The organism is Tolumonas lignilytica (assembly GCF_000527035.1).
Lineage (GTDB): Bacteria > Pseudomonadota > Gammaproteobacteria > Enterobacterales > Aeromonadaceae > Tolumonas > Tolumonas lignilytica.
In genome coordinates, this window is record NZ_AZUK01000001.1 from 1,563,725 (window position 1) to 1,584,638 (window position 20,914).

General features: G+C 51.9%; 22 protein-coding genes. 11 read left to right on the forward strand and 11 right to left on the reverse strand.

The annotated features are described in order from the left end of the window. Positions 1-34 precede the first annotated feature (34 nt). From H027_RS0107295 to H027_RS0107305, 3 genes are read right to left on the reverse strand one after another with little or no spacing between them, the layout of a single operon-like run. Entirely contained in the window at positions 35-1,015 is a 981-nt protein-coding gene (locus tag H027_RS0107295; RefSeq protein WP_024871817.1) for a serine/threonine protein kinase, read from the reverse strand. Between the two features lie 7 nt (positions 1,016-1,022). After that, positions 1,023-1,289, reverse strand: a complete 267-nt coding sequence (locus H027_RS0107300) for a YihD family protein (RefSeq protein WP_024871818.1) — start codon at positions 1,287-1,289, stop codon at positions 1,023-1,025. 50 nt (positions 1,290-1,339) lie between these two features. After that, a complete protein-coding gene (locus H027_RS0107305) occupies positions 1,340-2,371 on the reverse strand; it encodes a phytoene/squalene synthase family protein (RefSeq protein ID WP_024871819.1) in 1,032 nt (343 codons plus the stop codon). Positions 2,372-2,492: 121 nt separating this feature from the next. Here H027_RS0107305 and ubiD point away from each other — a divergent pair, with 121 nt between their 5' ends. Both ubiD and fre read left to right on the forward strand, forming a co-directional pair. After that, positions 2,493-3,962 (forward strand): 4-hydroxy-3-polyprenylbenzoate decarboxylase, encoded by a 1,470-nt coding sequence (gene ubiD, locus H027_RS0107310; RefSeq protein WP_024871820.1) that lies wholly within the window; start codon positions 2,493-2,495, stop codon positions 3,960-3,962. 34 nt (positions 3,963-3,996) lie between these two features. Beyond that, positions 3,997-4,695 (forward strand): NAD(P)H-flavin reductase, encoded by a 699-nt coding sequence (fre, locus tag H027_RS0107315; RefSeq protein WP_024871821.1) that lies wholly within the window; start codon positions 3,997-3,999, stop codon positions 4,693-4,695. 39 nt (positions 4,696-4,734) lie between these two features. On the opposite strand, the gene ubiK is transcribed toward fre, so the two are convergent. Both ubiK and recQ read right to left on the reverse strand, forming a co-directional pair. Next, a complete protein-coding gene (gene ubiK / locus H027_RS0107320; RefSeq protein ID WP_024871822.1) occupies positions 4,735-4,989 on the reverse strand; it encodes a ubiquinone biosynthesis accessory factor UbiK in 255 nt (84 codons plus the stop codon). 53 nt (positions 4,990-5,042) lie between these two features. Then, positions 5,043-6,875, reverse strand: a complete 1,833-nt coding sequence (recQ, locus tag H027_RS0107325) for a DNA helicase RecQ (protein WP_051449023.1) — start codon at positions 6,873-6,875, stop codon at positions 5,043-5,045. 244 nt (positions 6,876-7,119) lie between these two features. Between recQ and H027_RS0107330 the strand changes: the two genes are divergently transcribed. The 8 genes from H027_RS0107330 to H027_RS0107365 all read left to right on the forward strand — a co-directional run bounded on the left by H027_RS0107330 (position 7,120) and on the right by H027_RS0107365 (position 13,666). Continuing rightward, positions 7,120-7,653, forward strand: a complete 534-nt coding sequence (locus H027_RS0107330; RefSeq protein WP_024871824.1) for an AbiTii domain-containing protein — start codon at positions 7,120-7,122, stop codon at positions 7,651-7,653. A 99-nt stretch (positions 7,654-7,752) separates the two neighbouring features. Next, the gene (rarD, locus tag H027_RS0107335) at positions 7,753-8,637 is read left to right on the forward strand and encodes an EamA family transporter RarD (RefSeq protein WP_024871825.1); all 885 of its coding nucleotides are present in this window, start codon (positions 7,753-7,755) and stop codon (positions 8,635-8,637) included. A 133-nt stretch (positions 8,638-8,770) separates the two neighbouring features. Continuing rightward, positions 8,771-9,076 carry a PTS sugar transporter subunit IIB gene (locus H027_RS0107340; RefSeq protein ID WP_024871826.1) on the forward strand — a complete coding sequence of 102 codons (306 nt, stop codon included), beginning with the start codon at positions 8,771-8,773 and terminating at the stop codon, positions 9,074-9,076. Between the two features lie 64 nt (positions 9,077-9,140). Further along, positions 9,141-10,451: a PTS sugar transporter subunit IIC gene (locus H027_RS0107345; RefSeq protein ID WP_024871827.1), complete on the forward strand. Its 1,311-nt coding sequence runs from the start codon at positions 9,141-9,143 to the stop codon at positions 10,449-10,451. A gap of 28 nt (positions 10,452-10,479) precedes the next feature. Further along, complete coding sequence (locus tag H027_RS0107350; RefSeq protein WP_152536700.1) at positions 10,480-10,809, forward strand: PTS lactose/cellobiose transporter subunit IIA; 330 nt, start codon at positions 10,480-10,482, stop codon at positions 10,807-10,809. A gap of 8 nt (positions 10,810-10,817) precedes the next feature. Further along, positions 10,818-12,221, forward strand: coding sequence for a GH1 family beta-glucosidase (locus H027_RS0107355; RefSeq protein ID WP_024871829.1), 1,404 nt, complete (start codon positions 10,818-10,820; stop codon positions 12,219-12,221). A 58-nt stretch (positions 12,222-12,279) separates the two neighbouring features. Continuing rightward, positions 12,280-12,540, forward strand: coding sequence for a SemiSWEET transporter (locus H027_RS17580; protein WP_038149212.1), 261 nt, complete (start codon positions 12,280-12,282; stop codon positions 12,538-12,540). Positions 12,541-12,658: 118 nt separating this feature from the next. Then, positions 12,659-13,666, forward strand: a complete 1,008-nt coding sequence (locus H027_RS0107365; RefSeq protein ID WP_024871831.1) for a LacI family DNA-binding transcriptional regulator — start codon at positions 12,659-12,661, stop codon at positions 13,664-13,666. Between the two features lie 33 nt (positions 13,667-13,699). Here H027_RS0107365 and H027_RS0107370 read toward each other — a convergent pair whose 3' ends face one another. The 6 genes from H027_RS0107370 to H027_RS0107395 form a co-directional block, all read right to left on the reverse strand. After that, on the reverse strand, positions 13,700-16,810 hold the full coding sequence (locus H027_RS0107370; protein ID WP_024871832.1) for an efflux RND transporter permease subunit: 3,111 nt from the start codon (positions 16,808-16,810) through the stop codon (positions 13,700-13,702). Positions 16,811-16,812: 2 nt separating this feature from the next. Further along, entirely contained in the window at positions 16,813-18,195 is a 1,383-nt protein-coding gene (locus H027_RS17585) for an efflux RND transporter periplasmic adaptor subunit (RefSeq protein WP_051448967.1), read from the reverse strand. Positions 18,196-18,272: 77 nt separating this feature from the next. Then, positions 18,273-18,641: a copper-binding protein gene (locus H027_RS18310; protein WP_024871833.1), complete on the reverse strand. Its 369-nt coding sequence runs from the start codon at positions 18,639-18,641 to the stop codon at positions 18,273-18,275. Between the two features lie 102 nt (positions 18,642-18,743). Next, positions 18,744-19,115 (reverse strand): hypothetical protein, encoded by a 372-nt coding sequence (locus H027_RS0107385; RefSeq protein WP_024871834.1) that lies wholly within the window; start codon positions 19,113-19,115, stop codon positions 18,744-18,746. Positions 19,116-19,212: 97 nt separating this feature from the next. Further along, positions 19,213-20,052: a deoxyribonuclease IV gene (nfo, locus tag H027_RS0107390; protein WP_024871835.1), complete on the reverse strand. Its 840-nt coding sequence runs from the start codon at positions 20,050-20,052 to the stop codon at positions 19,213-19,215. 12 nt (positions 20,053-20,064) lie between these two features. Further along, the gene (locus H027_RS0107395) at positions 20,065-20,376 is read right to left on the reverse strand and encodes a DnaJ family domain-containing protein (protein WP_024871836.1); all 312 of its coding nucleotides are present in this window, start codon (positions 20,374-20,376) and stop codon (positions 20,065-20,067) included. Positions 20,377-20,522: 146 nt separating this feature from the next. Here H027_RS0107395 and H027_RS0107400 point away from each other — a divergent pair, with 146 nt between their 5' ends. Continuing rightward, entirely contained in the window at positions 20,523-20,828 is a 306-nt protein-coding gene (locus H027_RS0107400) for a PTS sugar transporter subunit IIB (RefSeq protein ID WP_024871837.1), read from the forward strand. The last annotated feature ends 86 nt before the right edge of the window (positions 20,829-20,914 follow it).

Here is a 20,914-nt window from a genome sequence, read left to right on the forward strand (position 1 = left end):
CTCTCTTCCATGCCGCTCGTCATCGGGCTAGATACTAGCTGTTGTAATTTGTTATGGCTGTCGGGTGTTCTAATAACTGAGCCTGTTCGGACAGCATGCGGAATTGGTTCTGCCAGAATTCCGGCTGATTGAACCAGGGAAAGGCCTGAGGAAACGCCGGGTCTTGCCAGCGCTGATGGAGCCACACCAGATAATTGATCATGCGTAATGTGCGTAAAGGCTCGATAAAGTCGAATTGCCGCTCATCAAATTCACAGAACATTTCATATCCATCTAAGATGGTATAAAGCTGTTGGCGTTGTTCGTGGGTATCGCCGGATAACAGCATCCAGAGATCCTGCATGGCAGGCCCCATGCTGCAGTCATCCAGATCGAGTAACTGCGGGGTGTCACGCCAGAGAATATTGCCGGCATGACAGTCACCGTGTAAGGCCAGTTGTGGGGCAGAAAAAACAGCGTGAGACTGCAGCATTTGGTGCAATCTGGCCAGTAAATCGTCCCAAGGCAAAACACTGCGGCCCCATGGCTGGTGTTGCAGCAGATAGTGTATGGGCGTTGATAGACGGTGGGACACATCAAAGGCAGGCCGATACTGGAGCTGGTAGTCGGCCGGGCACGCATGCCAGCGACCTAAAGCCTGACCAACGGCTTCCAGTTGGGTCATATTATCCAGCTCAATGGCTCGACCAGCCCGATATGGCCAGACCGCATAATAGAAGCCATCAATATGATGTAGTGACTGCCCCTGAAGGATTAAGGGTGCAATCAGCGGGATATCGTGTGCAACCAAAAACTGAGTGAACGCATGCTCTTCCTGCAACTGCAATGAATTCCAACGCTGTGGACGATAAAACTTCACCACATACCGCTGGCGATCTTCGGCCTGAAACAGATATACCCGATTTTCATAGCTGTTCAGTGGCGTTAATCCAGATTCTGGCGATAGCCCTACCGCCCCCAGAGCAGAGAGGATCAACTCCGGGGTTAATGATAGAAATTCAAAGGAAGAGTGCATGTAAACCTTATTTGATGATGCCGCGCGCGCGCAGAATGGCTTCTTTAAAATCAGGAACCGCATCCTTGGCCAGCCCCGGGATCATTTCGCTTTGATCACGGCTACGCATTTTCAGCTGGTAGATCAGCGTATCATCACTAATCGTGGTTAATGGTTCATTAAAACCAGCTTCCGTTGCCACTTTTTGCAGAAATTGCAGCAGGCTCAAATCCTGATCTTGCAGCCATTCGCCTTGTAATAACTCCAGTAATTCTTCAATCCGGTGACATTGCATGGGGTACTTCTCCTGAAACAGAAAATGGTATTAACAAGCTATGTTTTAGCTTACCAACAACTCACTGTCTGGTATAGCTGCTGGTAACTGCGTCGCTGACACCCCAAACCACGAGACCACCAGCGAAACAATAACCGTAATGCCGTATTACAACGTCCAGTGACCCGACACCAGAGAATGACAGAACGAACATCCTGCCGGGTGATCTTGACATTATTGCCCTGTAGATATTCATCCGAATGCTGAATTTTCTGCAAGGTCAGCACTGCCATACCGACTGCCCATAAGCAAAATTGACGCAAGCCTTGTTCTTCCGCAGGTAAAGCGAGCGTGTAATCCAGAGCATCTCGCAAATGCCCCATCGCAACCGCAACCAGTTCATTTCTGCTGGTGAGCAGTGTTTGCCGGTCTGCCGGAGGCCAGACAATGCCCTGCTGAGTCAAGGTCTGTGGCCACCAGCAAACCCCTCTTCGGGCATCATCCCAGACATCTTTTAATATATTGGTCAGTTGCAAGCCCAAACCAAATGACACTGACAGTGCAGCCAGTTCTTTTTGATTTGCCTGCAACGCGGGACGATAGGCAATAAACAGTGCCGTCAGCATTTCACCAACCACACCAGCCACTGCATAGCAGTAGTGATCCAAGGCGGTTTGGTCAGACAAACCGTGGGGTGAGGCCAAATGCTGATAACGCGTCATGCCCTGACTCATGATCGCCACACCACGTTGCAAGATCGCCTGAACATCAGCCGGAAATTGCCGGTAGCACTGAATGACACTCGCCGTTTGTTCGATGAGTTGGCATTCTGCCGCCGAAGTGCCTGCTGAAAGACGCGGAGAGAGCTGCGCATGCAATACAGACTCTGAAGCCTTACTAGAGAGGATATCCAGAAATAACTGAATGAAGTCGGCTTTTTCGTCACAACTGAGCGCCGGTTCATCTTCAATGGTGTCCGCAATCCGGCATAACAGATAAGCATTACCGACCCAATCCGCCAATGGCGCAGGGAGTTGCGGAATGGTCAGTGCAAACGTGCGTGAAACATTTGCCAATAATTCGGCTTGTAAGGGTTCGCTCATCAGCTCAGTTCGGGAGTTTGGCCAGCAAAGCGGAGTTTATCATCGATCCGTGTGGTCTGCAGCAAGCCAAAACCCGGAACTGTTCGTATAATCAAACCAGTTTTATCGAGCGGTAACCTTTATGAAATACCGAGACTTACGTGATTTTATTCAATTACTGGAACAGCGCGGTCAATTAAAGCGTATTAAACAGGAAATTGATCCCTATCTGGAAATGACGGAAATTGCTGACCGGACGCTGCGTGCGCAAGGCCCGGCATTGTTGTTTGAAAACCCGAAGGGTTCCCGTCATCCGGTGCTGGCGAATTTATTTGGTACACCACAACGAGTTGCCTGGGGCATGGGACAGGATGATGTCAGTGCCTTGCGTGATGTCGGCGAATGGATGGCGATGCTGAAAGAACCGGAGCCACCGAAAGGACTCCGCGATCTGTTTGACAAGTTGCCACTGTTTAAACAGATCCTGAACATGCCGGTAAAACGCCTGAATAAAGCGCCTTGTCAGGAGATCGTGCTGACTGGCGATGAGGTCGATTTGTATCAACTGCCGATACAACATTGCTGGCCCGGTGATGTGGCGCCGTTGGTGACCTGGGGGCTGACGATTACCCGAGGCCCGTACAAGAAGCGTCAGAATCTGGGGATCTACCGGCAACAGTTACTGGCCAAGAATAAGCTGATCATGCGCTGGCTGGATCATCGCGGTGGCGCACTCGATTTTCGTGAATGGCAGGAGGCACACCCCGGTGAACCCTATCCGGTCGTCGTTGCCATCGGTGCCGATCCCGCCACTATTTTAGGTGCCGTGACCCCTGTCCCTGACACCTTATCTGAATATGCCTTTGCCGGATTATTACGTCAGAGCCGGACCGAAGTCGTGAAAGCCTTGAGCTGCGATCTGGATGTCCCGGCCAGTGCCGAAATCGTGCTGGAAGGTTATCTGATGCCCGGTGAAATGGCACCGGAAGGCCCCTATGGCGATCACACCGGTTATTACAACGAAGTCGATGAGTTTCCGGTTTTTACCATCACGCATATGACGCTGCGTCGGGACGCCATTTATCACAGCACCTATACCGGACGTCCGCCAGATGAACCGGCGATGCTGGGCGTGGCACTGAATGAGGTATTCGTCCCGCTGCTGCAAAAGCAGTTTCCGGAAATTGTCGATTTTTATCTGCCCCCGGAGGGATGTTCTTATCGTCTGGCCGTGGTCACGATGAAGAAGCGTTACCCCGGTCATGCCAAGCGCGTCATGATGGGCGTATGGAGTTTTCTGCGCCAGTTTATGTATACCAAGTTTGTGATCGTTTGTGACGAAGATGTTAACGCGCGCGATTGGAATGACGTAATATGGGCGATAACTACACGTATGGATCCGGCCAGAGATACTACTCTTATAGAACATACGCCGATTGATTATCTCGACTTCGCTTCACCGGTTGCGGGCTTAGGTTCTAAGATGGGACTGGACGCCACCAATAAATGGCCGGGCGAGACACAACGCGAATGGGGCACCCCTATTCATATGGATGAGGCGGTAAAACGCCGTGTTGATGCACTCTGGGATACTTTGGGTATTTTTGACTAACCCGCATCTCCAGAATCTTTATACGAGGAATGTTATGTCACGCACTGTCTGTCATCTGGAAACCCTGCATGAATGTGCGGAACACATCTGGCATGTCCGTTTGATTCCGGAACAGCAGATTGCCTACAAACCAGGGCAATATCTGCAAGTGATCATGGGCGAGAAGGATAAACGTTCATTTTCTATCGCCAGCTCGCCCAGCCGCGGCAATGTGCTGGAACTGCAAATTGGCGCAACACCGGGCAACCCGTATCCCGGAGAAGTGCTGGAAGCCTTACGCACAACAGGCAAAATCGACGTGGAAATGCCATTAGGCAACGCTTACTTGCGTGAGCACAGCGAACGTCCGATCCTGCTGATAGCCGGTGGTACGGGATACAGTTATGCCCGCTCCATTCTGCAATATCTGGTGGATCACCAGATGCCGCGCCAGACTTATCTCTATTGGGGGGTAAGGAAAGCCGATCAGCTGTATGAAGGGGAAGAGGTTTTAAGCTGGGTCAGTGAATTCAAAAATCTGACTTTTGTGCCTGTCGTGCAGTTCCCGGATGATGATTGGCCTGGACGCACCGGTTTGGTACATGAAGCGGTTTTGAGTGATTTTCATTCTTTTAATCAGTTTGATATCTATGTGGCGGGGCGCTTTGAAATGGCAGCCGTCGTGCGTGATGCGTTACGACATCGCGGCATTGATGAAGAACAGTTATTTGGTGACGCCTTTAACTTCATCTGACACTATTGGCTGCACCCGGAATGGTGTGCAGCCAGCTTTTCAGTCGCGATCAGAGAGCTGTTTTTCAAGCTGTTGCAGTTTTTCTTCCAATGCCTGCAGCTTTTCCCGCGTCCGCAGCAAGACCTTCGTCTGCACTTCAAATTCTTCACGGCTGACCAGATCCAACTTCATCAGTTGCGCCTGAATCACCTGTTTCACTTTTTTATCCACCTCTGCGCCGACACTTTTCAGTCCGGGAGGCAAAGCGGCCTGAATTGAGCGCGCCATTTCTTCAATTTTGTTCGGATTAATCATGCTGTTCTCCTCTGCACGGAACGATTTTGCCGCAGGATACGCTAACTTACCAGTTACAGTTCGGCATGTTCCCGGATACACGCCAAAAAGGCAGCACCAAACCGCTCTAATTTGCGATAACCCACCCCGTTGATCATCAGCAATTCGGCTTCGGTTGTCGGTTTAAACTGCGCCAACTCCAACAAAGTAGCATCGTTAAAGACCACATAGGGCGGAATTCCCTCCTCTTCCGCCAATTGTTTCCGCAGCTTGCGCAGTTCACGGAACAGCGCCGCATCGTCACCCTGCGCCAATTCCAGCTCACGGCGTCGGAGTTTTTTCGCGGATAACAGTTCGGTACGGGGCACTGCCAATTCCAGTGGCTGCTCCCCCCGTAACACAGGGCGTGCCGCTTCGGTCAGTTGCAACACCAGATGGCGGGTGATGTTTTGTACTAGCAAGCCTTTGTGGATCAGTTGCCGCAGAACCGACAGCCAGTATTCATGTGACTGCTCTTTCCCAATACCATAGGTCGACAGTTTGTCGTGTCCGAGTTCGCGAATACGCTGGCTTTGCGCGCCGCGCAATACCTCGATGACATGGCCCATGCCGTAGCGCTGCCCTACCCGATAGACGCAGGAGAGTGCTTTTTGGGCATCTTCGGTACCGTCATAGGTTTTCGGCGGATCAAGACAGATATCGCAATTGCCACAGGGCTCGGCATGGTATTCACCAAAATAGTTGAGCAATACCTGACGTCGGCAGGTTTGTGCTTCGGCAAACGCCGACATCAGGTTGAGCTTGAAAACTTCAACCTGTCGCTGTTCGGCATTTTCATTATTTTCCAGCAGACCCCGCACCCGCTCGATATCCGCAGGATCAAATAACAACAGCGCCTCGGCAGGTAACCCGTCTCGGCCGGCACGTCCGGTTTCCTGATAATAAGATTCGATATTTTTCGGAATATCATAGTGCACGACAAAGCGAACATTGGGTTTATCGATACCCATGCCAAAGGCAACCGTGGCCACGACGATATCGAGATCATCGCGGATGAAGGCATCTTGTACCCGGGCCCGTTCCTCGGCCGGCAAACCCGCGTGATAGCAAGCCGCCCTGATGTTGCGCACCTTCAGCAGATCCGCAACTTCCTCAGTACGTTTACGACTGGTGCAATAGACGATACCGCACTGACCGGCCTGCTTTTGTACATACTGCAGCAGTTGTTCCGATGGTTTGAATTTCTCAACCAAGGTATAGCGGATATTCGGACGATCGAAACTGGCCAGATGCACAAACGGTTCCGGCAAGCTGAGACGGTTGAGAATATCAATCCGGGTCGCATCGTCGGCCGTGGCCGTTAATGCCGCAATGGGAACCTGAGGAAACAGCTTTTTCAGCTGGCCTAATTCGGCATATTCCGGGCGAAAGTCATGACCCCACTGCGATATGCAATGGGCTTCATCGATAGCAATCAACGCCAGCGGCATGGTCTGCAGCCGCGCCAGAAAATCCGGTAGCAAAATACGTTCTGGAGCAATATAGAGCAGTTTCAGATCGCCCCGCCAAAGCTGACTGTACACCTCCAGCAACTCGTCTCGTGCCAGCCCGGAATGTAATCCGGCCGCGGCAACCCCGTTGGCCCGCAGGGCATCCACCTGATCTTTAATCAGTGCAATCAGCGGAGAGACCACGATCGCCAGACCAGGACGCACCAGAGACGGGATCTGATAACAGAGTGATTTGCCCCCGCCGGTCGGCATGATCGCTAACACATCCCGACCCGCGACTAATTGCTCGATAACGGCATCCTGCCCCGGACGAAAATTCTGATAGCCGAAAACCTCCCGCAGCACATCCAGCGGCTGAGGATACAAGTGTGACTGCACGGAAATGGGTTCCTGCATGGCGGGATCTGAAATCATAACGACATTCTAATTAACAACCGCCGTGAGTGATACCATCCTGTTAATCTGAATGATAATCAGAGGGTTATTGGGTATATAATTTTTAAGCGGAAACAGCTCATTTTTTATGCAAATTTGTAACTATACGTAACCATTTTATTTCATCTAGAATTGATGTGCGTCAAATTTTCCCCCGGCATTGATTGCAACCTCGTTCCATACTATGAGCAGGGAGGAATGACCTATGGGGCAGACTACACCAATCCGTTGCGATGAGCTCCTGCGTCAATTAGAGCATTTGCAGCATACCGCGCAAGATTCCAGCCTGTTGCTTTGGTTGCAACGGGAGCTGGAAGGCTACGAAGCAAATGATGAATTGCCGTGGTATCGCATCATGGAATGTCGGCAACGCGGATTATTCATGGATCGTAATACGGCTCATCAACAAACTTGTCAGATCAATGAAAAATGCCTGTGTCAGCGTGATATGGAACGGGTTCGTTTCCTGTTGATCAGAGGCCCGCTCTCCAGTTATCTGGATTGTCATGCCCCTACGCTGGAACGCTGGCCCGATTCTTTACTGCGGGAATACAGTCAACATCTGATCCCGGATCAGGTCTGTTTGTATGCCTGGAAAGAACCGATTGTTTCGGTACGGGAACACCTGTTGATGGGTGTCAGCAGTGTGTTAAAACAATATGTCCCTTCTATGTGTCGTGAAATGGAAAATGCCAACCGTTCACTACGCTCATTACAACATCGCCAGTGGTGGGTTTAGGTTCTGGCGTAAACTATCCTGAATTGCAGTGGCGTGTTCCTTGATATACCAAGCTATGGTATATGATTGACTCTTATCTTCCCTTTTTCGTTGTTTATCATGAAATCATCGACCCAAGGCATGTTGTATGCTCTGACTGCATTTTTGATCTGGGGTGTGGCGCCTCTGTATTTCAAGCATATCGGTTTTGTACCTGCTGAAGAAATTGTCACCCACCGAATTATCTGGTCCTGTCTCTTTCTGATTGGGCTGGTCTGGTGGAGCAAGACCGGCCGGGAGGTATTGGCCGTATTCCGTACGCCTCGTTATCTGTTGTTGCTCACCCTGACCGCCCTCTTGATTGCCGTGAATTGGCTGTTGTTTATCTGGGCCATTAATCATGATCATATGTTGGAATCCAGTCTGGGTTATTTCATCAATCCACTACTGAATATTCTGCTGGGTATGCTGTTCCTGGGTGAACGCCTGCGCCGCTGGCAGTGGTTCGCCGTGGCGCTGGCTGTCATTGGTGTCGTGCTGCAAATTGTCATGCTGGGTACTTTTCCGTGGATCGCCCTCACTCTGGCCGGCAGCTTTGCGGTTTATGGCTTGATCCGGAAAAAAATCGCGGTGGATTCATTGACCGGTTTGCTGATTGAAACACTGGTATTAACGCCGGTGGCAGCCTGGTACCTCTTCATTCATGCCAACAGCGCCACCAGTCAGCTCAGTCAGAATCCGCTGTCTCTCAATCTCTGGTTATTCGCCGCTGGCATCATTACCACGGTGCCCTTGCTTTGTTTCACCGCCGGTGCAAAACGGCTGCGACTTTCCACGATTGGCTTCTTTCAATATCTCGGACCGAGTTTGATGTTCATCTTTGCCATCACGCTCTATCACGAGCCGATTGTCTGGCAAAAATGGCTGACCTTCGCCCTGATCTGGTCGGCACTGGTGATTTTCAGTTGGGATGCCGTACGGCATAACCGCAAAACAGAGCACTGATCACGCTACCGCTCAGGAAATAAACTGATTCTGCGATACCCATCATAAAATCTGTAACCGGTTACTGAAACCGGTTACAGATCTTCTTATAGTTAGCCCCGACACACAGAAAGGAAACCTTGGAGGTTTAACTATGAAAAAAATATTTCTCTGCTGTGCTGCAGGGATGTCCACCAGCATGGTAGTTAACAAAATGAAACAGGCCGCATCACAGAAGGGTATTGAAGCTGAAATCATTGCCGTGGCAATGGAAGAATTCGATAACACACTGCCGAAATATGACTGCTGTCTGTTAGGGCCACAAATCAAATACAAATTCGATGAATTCAAGAAAAAAGCAGAAGCCGTTGGCAAACCGATCGCGGTGATCAACAGCATGGATTACGGCATGATGCGCGGCGATAAGATCCTCGCTGATGCACTGGCCATGATGGCTTAAAAATAAGACGGCGTAATAAGTTGTAGCCACTTTTCAACAACTCACTGTCTCTGGGAGACATGTTATGTCTAATGCATTTTTTGATTTTATCGAAAACAAGATCAGCCCCATCGCGGCACAAGCGGGCACTCAACGCCACATCATGGCCGTTCGTGATGGTTTTATCGGTGCGATGCCGTTCATGATTGTCGGTTCGTTCCTGCTCGTGTTCGCCTTCCCGCCGTTTTCGCCAGATACTACCTTTTTCCTCGGTCAGTGGTGGAATGCCATGTCCAAGGCTTATTTCAACGAGATCATGACGCCATTCAATATGTCGATGGGGATCATGGCCTGTTATATCAGTGCGGGTATTGCCTATAACCTGGCACAAAGCTACAAACTGGACGCTTTCCCTTGTGCCATGCTATCGCTGATGACCTTTCTGCTGATTGCAGCCCCAATGAAAGATGGCACATTGCCAGCGAACTTCTTGGGCGGCACCGGTATTTTCACCACCATCATCGTCGGTATTTATGTCACCGAGCTGATGCGTTTCCTGAAAATACGCAATATCGGCATCAAACTACCAGAACAGGTACCCGAAAAAATCCGTCAGTCGTTCAACCTGCTGATCCCGGCACTGATTGTGATCCTGACTATTTACCCGCTGAATCTGTTCATGCAACACCAGTTTGGCATGATTCTGCCAGATGCCATCATGGCCATTTTCAAACCACTGATTTCTGCGGCTGATTCACTGCCTGCGATCTTGTTCGCGGTGTTCCTGTGCCACGTATTATGGTTTGCTGGTATTCATGGCGCGGCGATTGTTGGCGGTATTCTGGCTCCGTTCTATCTGGTGAACTTAGGTCTGAACCAAGCTGCGCTGGCGGCTGGTCAACCGCTGCCCCACATCTTTGTTGAACCTTTCTGGTCATTTTTCATCGTGTTAGGTGGCTCTGGTGCTACGTTGGGTTTAGTTCTGCTCTACATGGGAAGTAAATCAGCTCACCTGCGTTCCATCGGTAAGCTGGGTATCGTGCCTGCTATGTTTAACATCAACGAACCGGTTATTTTTGGTAGCCCAATCGTGATGAACCCAATTCTGTTCGTCCCATTCATTGTTGCGCCAATGGTGAATGCGACCGTAGCCTGGTTTGCAGCCAGCTCAAATCTGATTGGTAGAGCGATCTCATTAGTACCATGGACTGCACCAGCGCCCATCGGTGCCGCATGGGGTGCTGGCTGGCAGTTCAGTAATGCATTTATGGTGATCGGTTTGATTGCACTGGACTTAGTCATCTACCTGCCATTCTTCAAAATCTATGAAAAACAACTGTTGGCACAAGAAGCAGAAAACGAAGTTGAAATGAATGCTCAAGTAGATGCTGCGTAACTAACAACAAAGAAAAGGAAATTTGGCAATGAGCGAACAAGCTGAATTCAATCTGGAATCCACCGTCATGGAACTGATCATCAACGCTGGCGAAGCACGCAGCTTCGCCATGCAGGCCCTGCGTGCAGCGAAACAGCACAATTGGCAACAAGTTGATCTGTTACTGACGCAAGCTTCCGCAGCCTCCAAACGGGCACATGATGTGCAAACCATGCTCATCGGCCTGGATGAAGGCTGCGGCAAAGTCCCGGTCAACTTGATCATGGTGCATGCACAAGACCATATCATGACCTCCATGCTGGCTCGCGAGATGATCGAGGAATTGATCGAAGTGCACCGCATGCTGAGCAAGGATTGAAAATAAGCATGAGTGTATTTCCGAAAGATTTTCTGTGGGGTGCGGCAACCGCATCCTATCAGGTTGAAGGGGCACATGATGCCGATGGGAAAGGGCTCTCCAACTGGGATGTCTATTCTCACCAGCCAGGTACAACCTATATGGGTACCAATGGCGATGTCGCGGCTGACCACTACCACCGCTTTAAAGAAGACGTGGCACTGATGGCCGAACTGGGAATGAAGAGCTACCGCTTTTCCGTCTCCTGGCCCCGCCTGTTTCCGAAAGGACGCGGTGAGGTGAATGAAGCCGGTGTCAAATTCTACAGTGATCTGATCGATGAACTGCTGAAATATGGCATTGAACCGATGCTGACCATGTACCACTGGGATCTGCCTCAGGTGTTGCAGGATGAAATCGGCGGCTGGGAATCGCGCGAAATTGTGGATGCCTTTGAAGGTTATGCCCGGTTATTGTATGAACGTTTCGGTGATCGGGTGAAATTGTGGGCAACCTTTAACGAAACCATCGTCTTCACAGGATTGGGTTACCTGACCGGCATGCATCCACCGGGAGTCAAAGATCCGAAACGGGCGATTCAGGCCTGTCACCATGTGTTCATCGCCCATGCCCGTGCCGTGGAAACATTCCGCAAAATGGGTGTGCAAGGTCAGATTGGTTTTGTGAACGTGTTACAACCCAACGACCCGATCAGCGACAAACCGGAAGATATCCGGGCTTGTGAGCTCGCCGAAGGTTGTTTCACTCACTGGTTCTTCGATCCGGTGCTGAAGGGGGAATATCCGGCAGAATTGCTGGCAATGTCTCAGGCTGCCTTTGGCGTGCCTGAATTTGCACCGGGTGATGCCGAACTCTTAAAAAACAACATCTGTGATTTCATCGGGGTGAACTATTACAAACGCGAAATGGTTGCGGCCAACTATGATGTCGATGGGTTCGAGATGAACACCTCTGGCCAGAAAGGTTCCGGCAAAGAGCTGGGCTTTAAAGGCTTATTCAAGCTGGTACGCAATCCGAACGGGCGCTATACCGACTGGGACTGGGAGATCTATCCTGAAGGGCTGACCGATGCCATCATGCGGATCAACAAACGCTATGGTAAGGTACCGATCTACATCACCGAAAACGGCTTGGGTGCAAAAGACCCAATCGTGAATGGTGAGGTGCTGGATCAGCCACGCATTGACTATCTGCGTGAGCATATTGAAGCGACTGGCGAAGCGATCCGACTGGGAGCCGATGTACGGGGATATTATCCCTGGTCGTTTATCGATCTGCTTTCCTGGTTAAATGGTTACCAAAAACAGTATGGTTTTGTTTACGTTGACCACGAAAACAATCTGGCCCGCAAGAAAAAACTGAGTTTTGGCTGGTATCAGAATGTGATCCGCACTAACGGTGAAATGTTGTAACTAATGTCCCCTCTCTTGGAGAGGGGACTGTTGATTGTAGTCAGGAATATTATTCACCATGGATGCTTCATCGACAGAATTACTGGGCTTGATAGCCGGTTGTCTTACTACCGGTTCTTTCATTCCTCAGGTCGTCAAGATCATGAAAACCCGCGATGTTTCCAGTATTTCACTGGTGATGTATATCGCGTTTACGCTGGGTGTGTTGCTGTGGTGTATCTACGGGATCATAAATGGCCAGGCTTCTATCGTTGCGGCCAATGGTATTACGCTGGCGCTGGCAGCGGTGATTCTGGGGATGAAAATTCGCTATCGTTAATATTTGCAAAGGAATGAACGCAGTATAGAGTGACATCTCTTGCGGTAGCCGGCAGCAGCACTGATAATTCGTGGTTTGGGTCATACCAATCGGCAGCATGTTTTATGGGATGGAACACATGGCGACAATCACAGATGTATGCCGCTTAGCGGGCGTATCAAAAGCGACAGTATCCCGCGTACTGAACAATACCGGACAGGTCAAAGAAAGCACCCGCGAACAAGTCTACCGGGCCATACAAGAACTCAATTATCGCCCCAACGGTCTGGCTCAGGCACTGGCAACCCAACGCTCGAATACGATTGGTCTGATCCTTTCTGATTTTAATGGCAACTTCTTCGGCGATTTGCTCAAGCAGGCTGCCCAGAGTGTCGAGCAGGCTGGTAAACATCTGATTGTGACGGATGGACATGATAATCCCGAGCGGGAAATCGCCGCCGTCAATATGCTGGTCGATCGCTGTTGCGACGCGATCGTGCTCTATAGCCGTTACATTCCGGAAGACAAACTGATGACCATGATCGAGGAATTACCAATTCCTCTGGTGGTCATGAACCGTCAGTTACCGCAGGCGCCGGAACGCTGCATCGTATTTGCCCAGCAGGAGGCAGCGCATGCGGCTGTTTCGCACCTGCTGAAACTCGGACACCGTGATATCGCCTGTATTACCGCCCGTATGCACAGCCCGAGCGCCCAAGCCCGTCTGCAGGGCTACCGGGATGCCCTCGCCGATTATGGCATCGCCTATAATCCGGATCTGGTGGTGCACGGACAGAACCTGATCCCCAGTGGTTATACTGCCTGCCGTGAATTAATAGAAAACGGGAAGAAATTCAGTGCGTTATTCAGTTGTACTGACAATATGGCCGAAGGTGCTTACCGTGCATTGAATGAAGCGGGCCTGAAAATCCCCGATGATGTTTCGGTTTTCGGTTTTGACAATGATGAGATGACCGCGTTTATGACGCCGTCATTATCCACTGTTAACATTCCGGTGATCGATATGACCAGAACGGCTATTGAGCAGGCGATCCATCTGGCGAATGGTGACAATGCGTTTGCGATCCCCATCTTCCATGGGGAACTGATTCTGCGTGAATCGGCGATCCCCTACCCAACAAAATAAAAGCCTCTTGCGAGGCTTTTATTTTTTCGTATCTCAGCGCAGACGATGCTGCCACTGTTTCACCAGTGCATAAATGGCCGGGATCACCAGCAGTGTCAGCAGGGTGGATGAAATCATGCCGCCAACCATCGGCGCCGCGATCCGCCGCATGACCTCTGACCCCGTTCCGGTGCCCCACATGATAGGTAAGAGACCACACATGATGGTAACCACGGTCATCATCTTCGGTCGAACCCGTTCTGCGGCCCCAACCACAATGGCCGCATACAGATCGCTGACGCTCGGATGCACATCCTCACCCAGTTGCTGCTGTTTTTCCTGCCAGGCATGTTCCAGATAAATCAGCATGATCACACCCGTTTCCGACGCCACGCCAGCAAGGGCGATGAACCCCACCGCCACCGCCACTGACCAGGCATAATGCAGCCACCACATCAACCAAATTCCGCCGATCAGTGCAAAGGGCACCGACAACAGCACGATCAGACTGTCAGTCAGATTGCGGAAGTTGAGATACAGCAACAGAAAAATAATCAGCAGGGTAAAAGGCACCACGATCGCCAGTCGGGCTTTGGCGCGTTCCATATATTCAAACTGGCCACTCCAGCTCAGGTGATAGCCCGGCTCCAGTTTGACGTGCTGCGCGACCGCCGCCTTGGCATCCGCGACATAGGAACCAATGTCCCGATCACCACTATCGACATAGACATAGCCGGCCAGCTCCGCGTTTTCCGTGCGGATACTCGGCGGCCCCTGTTCCAGTCGCAAACTGGCGAGCTGCCCCAGCGGGATCAAGCCACTGCTGGTCGGCACCATCACTTCGGTGGCAATGGATTGTGGCGTATCGCGCAATTCCCGCGGATACCGCAGGATCACGCCGTAACGTTCGCGCCCCTCCACCGTATTGGTGATGGTTTCGCCTCCCAATGCGGACGCAATGACCTGTTGCAGCGTGTTGATACTCACCCCATACCGGGCCAGCGCTTCACGATCCGGCTCCAGCGTCAGGTAATAGCCGCCCGTAATGCGCTCTGCATAGGCGCTGCGGGTGCCTGGCACCGGCTTCACAGCTTGTTCCACCTGCCGGGCAATGCGTTCAATTCCCGCCAGATCCGGGCCAAACACCTTGATGCCAATCGGCGTACGGATACCGGTCGACAGCATGTCGATGCGGGCGCGGATCGGCATGGTCCAGGAATTGGCCACCCCCGGCATTTTGACTGCCTTATCCAGTTCATCCACCAATTTTTCCGTCGTCATGCCCGGCCGCCACTCTGACTCCGGCTTCAGATTGACAACGGTTTCAAACATCTCCAATGGCGCCGGATCGGTCGCAGTATTGGCGCGGCCAGCCTTGCCAAAGACCGAGGCCACTTCCGGGAAAGATTTGATGATGCGATCCTGCTGTTGAATGAGTTCTGCCGCTTTCGTCACGCTCATTCCCGGCAAGGCCGCCGGCATGAACAACAACGTCCCCTCGTGCAGGGTCGGCATGAATTCACTGCCAATCTGTTTCAGCGGGAACCAAGTTGCCCCCAGGATCATCAGCGATAACAGTATGGTTGTTTTCTTAAAGCGCAAGGCCAGCGTAATGAATGGCTTATAGCCCGCAATTAATACCCGGTTGATCGGGTTTTTCTGTTCCGGAATGATGTGTCCTCGGATAAACAGCAACATCAAGACCGGCACCAGTGTCACCGACAGCAAGGCTGCTGCCGCCATGGAGAAGGTTTTGGTGAATGCCAGCGGGCTGAACATCCGCCCTTCCTGCGATTCCAGCGTAAATACCGGCAGGAAGGAGACCGTAATGATCAACAGCGAGAAAAACAGCGCCGGCCCTACCTCTTTACAGGCGAAATAAATAATATCGCGCCGCGGCGTTCCCGGCGGGGCACGCTCCAGATGCTTGTGGGCATTCTCCACCATCACAATCGCCGCATCGATCATGGCACCGATGGCGATGGCAATCCCCCCCAGACTCATGATGTTTGAGTTCATACTCAACAAATGCATACCGATAAAAGCGGCCAAAATACCGACCGGCAGCATCAGGATCGCTACCAGCGCACTGCGCACATGCAACAAAAACAGCACGCAAACCAGTGCCACAATCGTGCTTTCTTCCAGCAGGGTATGTTTCAGGGTATCAATTGCACGATAAATCAGCTCCGAACGATCGTAGACCGGGATCATCGAGGTGCCCGCTGGCAGGCTGGCAGTCAGACCTTGCAATTTCGCCTTGACCTGTTCGATGACGTTCAGCGCATTTTCACCGCTGCGGGCCACCACGATCCCCGACGCCACCTCACCTTCCCCATTTAATTCGGCCAGACCGCGCCGCTCATCGGGCGTCAATTCGACCCGCGCCAGATCCCCCACCCGCACCGGCGTACCGTTGACCGATTTCACCACCAGTTGCCGGATATCGTTGAGGTTGCGCAGATACCCTTTTGCTCGCACCATAAATTCGGTTTCCGCCATTTCAATGACCCGGCCACCGACATCCTGGTTGTTGTTACGAATGGTGTCCATCACCTCAACCGGCGAAATATTGAACGCCTGCAATTTCCGCGGATCGAGCACCACCTGATACTGTTTAACGAAACCACCGACGCTGGCGACCTCCGCGACCCCCGGCGTGGCCGACAACGGATAGCGGAGTGTCCAGTCCTGCAGGGTACGTAGCGCCGCCAGAGTTTGGTTTTTCGCCACCAGCGCATATTGATAGACCCAGCCCACCCCCGTGGCATCCGGCCCCAGCGTCGGCGTAACCCCACTCGGCAGCTTACCGGAGACGCCGTTCAGGTATTCCAGCACCCGCGAACGCGCCCAATAGAGGTCGGTATGATCATCAAAGATGACGTAAACGAAGGAAGAACCGAAGAAAGAGTATCCGCGAACCACCTTGGCCTTCGGCACAGACAGCAGCGCTGACGTCAGCGGATAGGTCACCTGATCTTCCACCACTTGCGGTGCCTGACCGGGATAATCGGTATAGACAATCACCTGCACATCCGACAGATCCGGGATGGCATCCAGCGGTGTTTTCATCACGGCATAGACGCCACCGGCCACCGTCAGTAACGTCAGCAGCAGCACCAGAAACAGATTATGTAATGACCAGCGGATCAGACCTTGCAGCATGGTTATTGTCCTCCCATGCTGGAGAAAGCGGCCTGCAGGTTACTTTCGGAATCGATCAGGAAATTTGCCTGGGTCACCACTTTTTCCCCGGCCTTGACACCGCTGACGGCAATCTGTCGTTCGCCCTGCTGTATTTCTCCGCGCGCCAGCACCTGTACCTTCCGCGGCACATATTTGCCCTGCCCCTCGTCGATCAGCACCACTTGCCGGGAGCCGCTGTCGATCAAGGCCGACTCCGGAATGACCAGTTGCCCGTCAGCACTGACCGGCACCTGTAACTGAGCTTCGGCATACATACCCGGCTTCAGCTTGCCTTGTGAATTATTCAGTTCCACGCGAATCTGAACAGTTCTAGTCTGCGTATTCATCGTCGGATAGATAAACGCGAGCTTGCCGGTAAAGGTTTCTGCCGGATAGGCATTCACTTTCACCTGCACCGTCTGTCCTTCCTGCACGGCCGCCAGATCTTGTTCAAACACATCGGCCAGCAGCCAGATCGTGGACAGATCGGCAATCTGGTACAGCGCTTCACCCGCACTGAATTTCATGCCCTGTGTGATATTTTTCGTCAGCACCACGCCCGTGATCGGTGCATCAATCGGCAATGTCCGTTTGACATCGCCTCCTTCTGCCAGCCGACGAATGGCCGACTCTGGGATATCCCAATAGCGCAAACGGGTCAGTGCCGCATTGCCTAAACCGGCGGGAGAGCGCTGTGGCGCTGCCGGGTCCAGCTTGTTCTGCCGGGCAATGCGATATTCCTGCTGCGCCACGATCAGCTCGGGGCTGTATAACTCAAACAACGGCTGACCGGCTTTGACCGATTGTCCGGTTGAATTGACATAGAGCTTATCAACCCAGCCATCCAATTTACTGGTGATGGTGTATTGCCGCCGCTCATCGACCGCAAACACCCCGACGGCCTTGATGGCCCGGGTCAGCTTGGCGGTTTTCACCGCGACTGAGGTCACGCCCAAATTCTGTCGTCGGCTGGCATCAATCGTCACCGCACCCTTCTCAACCGGCGCCGCATCGGCATAAACCGGAATGTAATCCATGCCCATGCTGTCTTTCTTCGGCACTGGCGAGGTATCCGGCTGCCCCATCGGGTTACGGTAATACAGGATGGTACGCTCTTTTGGTTTTGCCTTGACCTCATCGGCATAGACCGGAATATAGTCCATGCCCATACTGTCTTTTTTCGGCACCGGCGAGGTATCCGGCTGCCCCATCGGGTTACGGTAATACAGAATTTTATGTTCCGGCGATTTTTTGGCCGTACTGGTGGCCGATACCGCGACGGCCTGGTGTGCCAACCAAGCGTAACTCGCTGCGCCGCCCACCAGCACCCCGGTGACCAGCAATAGCACTGATGATATTTTCATGCCCAACTCCACACCCGACTCGCTGCCGGGCGTCATTTAAACCATCGCCGGTAGCACTCGGCTACCGGCCAGTCCCATTACATGCTATGCAGTGAAACGATGGTCGGAGATTCGCCATCTTTGATAGTGAACATCGCCATGATGGATTGACCCGGTTTTAATCCGGTCAGGAATTTTGCATCAGCCACCTTGAATGGCATCGTCATCGCTGGCCAGTTCAGCTCAGTGACGGCATCATGCTCCAAGGTGACGGTTAAATTTGTCGTATCGACCGCCACGACACGACCATTCAGCGGATAGGTTTTCTGCTGCTGGCTTGCGCTCATGCCCGGCATTTGACTCATCTCTTGCTGTGACATGGCTTCACCGGCATGTGCAGTAAACATCAGTAAAGAACTCAGGGTGAAAGCCAGAATACGAGGTGCTGTAGTGTTAGCAATAGCCATTCTTTTCTCTCCGAAAATCGATATATCACCGGTCACATGACCGAAAAAAGTAATCATGAATTACTGACGATAACGTCAGGCTCAGGCTGTCGGCCCGAGAGATCAGACGTACAGAGAGAGAGGAGGTGGCGAAACAACGCCGGGAATAAAATCACTGTAGAGTGAGTGACGCACAGGAATAGGCGCTGGTGTTTGTCTTGCAAATTCACGCCAAGGGGAAACGGCGGGCGGAGCACCCGTACATAACGGTAAACAACCCGCACACTGGGTATCATGCGATGCCATCGCCGACGTTTTATGGGCGGTGGCCGGCATATCGGATGACATATTGCCATGACAGGTAGTCATGGCAGGTATCACGGTTTGTGCCGAAACAAATTCCGTACGGGTCATAGACTGCCACGCCGCAACCGACTGGAGTGGGATCCAGCTTGTCAGCATGAGCATCATCAGCAACCCGAACCGTTTTAACACCTTATGTTTCTCCGGCAATACCCGATCATTTCGTGTTCAGCATAAACAACCTTTTCGCGGGGCTCAATATTGCCACTATGGTAAGGTTGCAAATATTTTAGGCGAGTTGCCGCAGCCAGCGGATCTCATCCGGCCAGATATCCGGGTTCACCGTTTCCAGAATCAATGGAATACGGTCAAAACGACTGTCCCGCATGATGAACTCAAACACAGCCGTCCCCAAATTGCCTTCCTGCAGGCTGTGATGGCGGTCAACGCGACTGCCAAAGGTGCATTTTGCACCGTTGATATGCATGCCTTTCAGATAGTGAAACCCGACAATCCGCTCAAACTCGGCAAACGTCGCCGCACAAGTTTCCGCTGTGCGCATATCATAGCCGGCGGCAAAGGCATGGCAGGTATCGTAACAGACGCCTACCCGTGACTTATCCTCGACCTGATCGATAATGGCGGCCAGATGTTCAAACTGCCAGCCCAGATTTGTGCCCTGCCCGGCTGTATTTTCAATCACCGCCGTGACACCCTGCGTCTGTTCTAATGCCAGATTGATGGAAGCCGCCACACGACGCAGACTCTCGTCGGTACTGATGGCATTCAGATGACTGCCGGGATGAAAGTTCAGATAGCACAATCCCAACTGTTCACAGCGCTGCATTTCATCAAGGAACGCTGCTCGGGATTTTTCCAGCGCATCGGTTTCCGGATGCCCCAGATTAATCAGATAAGAATCATGCGGTAGGATCTGCTCCGGTAGAAAACCAGCTTGTTCACACGCCTGGCGAAAGGCCGCAATGGTGTGATCTGACAGCGCTGGTGCCTGCCACTGGCGCTGATTTTTCGTAAATAAGGCAAACGCATTCGCCCCAATGTCTACTGCCCGCTTAACCGCCAGTTCAATGCCGCCCGCCGCACTGACATGAGCCCCAATATATTTCATGCCGTTTCTACCTTATCGATTTCGTTGTATACCGACCTGCAATTGCAATAGGCGCAAGCGTTTACGTAACACCTCGTTGGCCGGATCATCTTGTTCAATCTTTCGTAGCAAATCCTGCACACTGTTGATATCTTGTCGCCAAACAATTTCCGGCGGTAACGCGCCGTGGTTGCGCAAAATACGGTAGGCAACACGCAAACTCTCCGGGATCATACTGTCATCATCCAACTGCAACGGCTGGCCGGTACCCGGTAAATCAGTGAATTGCCCTTGCTGCTGCGCCTCTTTGACGCGCTGCTCTACAATCTGATCCAGTAACCACATGCGTCGGCTCCCATAAGTATGGCATCACACTGACACCTTATCCTATTTTGCGAAACAGTTCACAGACGATGCTACAACCGCATGCGACAGTGGAGAAAGAGTGAGTGATAATTTCATCTGAGACCAGATACAGGAGCCTTCTTTCCATGAAAAAGATTTTCCTCTGCTGTGCTGCGGGCATGTCCACCAGTATGGTTGTCAATAAGATGCGTCAGGCTGCCACGCAAAAAGGAATTGAAGTTGAGATCAATGCGGTAGGCATGGAAGATTTTGAAAAAACACTGCCTGATTATGATTGTTGCCTGCTGGGGCCTCAGATCCGCTATAAATTTGAGGAATTCAAGAAAACAGCCAGCGAACTGAATAAACCCATCGCCATTATCAACAGCATGGACTATGGCATGATGCGGGGCGATAAGATCTTGGCCGATGCCTTAGCCCTGATGGAATAACCCACATTCCCGTGACCCTTTCTGTTTTACCATTCATCGATTCTTGAGGGCATTAAGCCCTCTTTTTTATTGCCGCCTCAGATCAT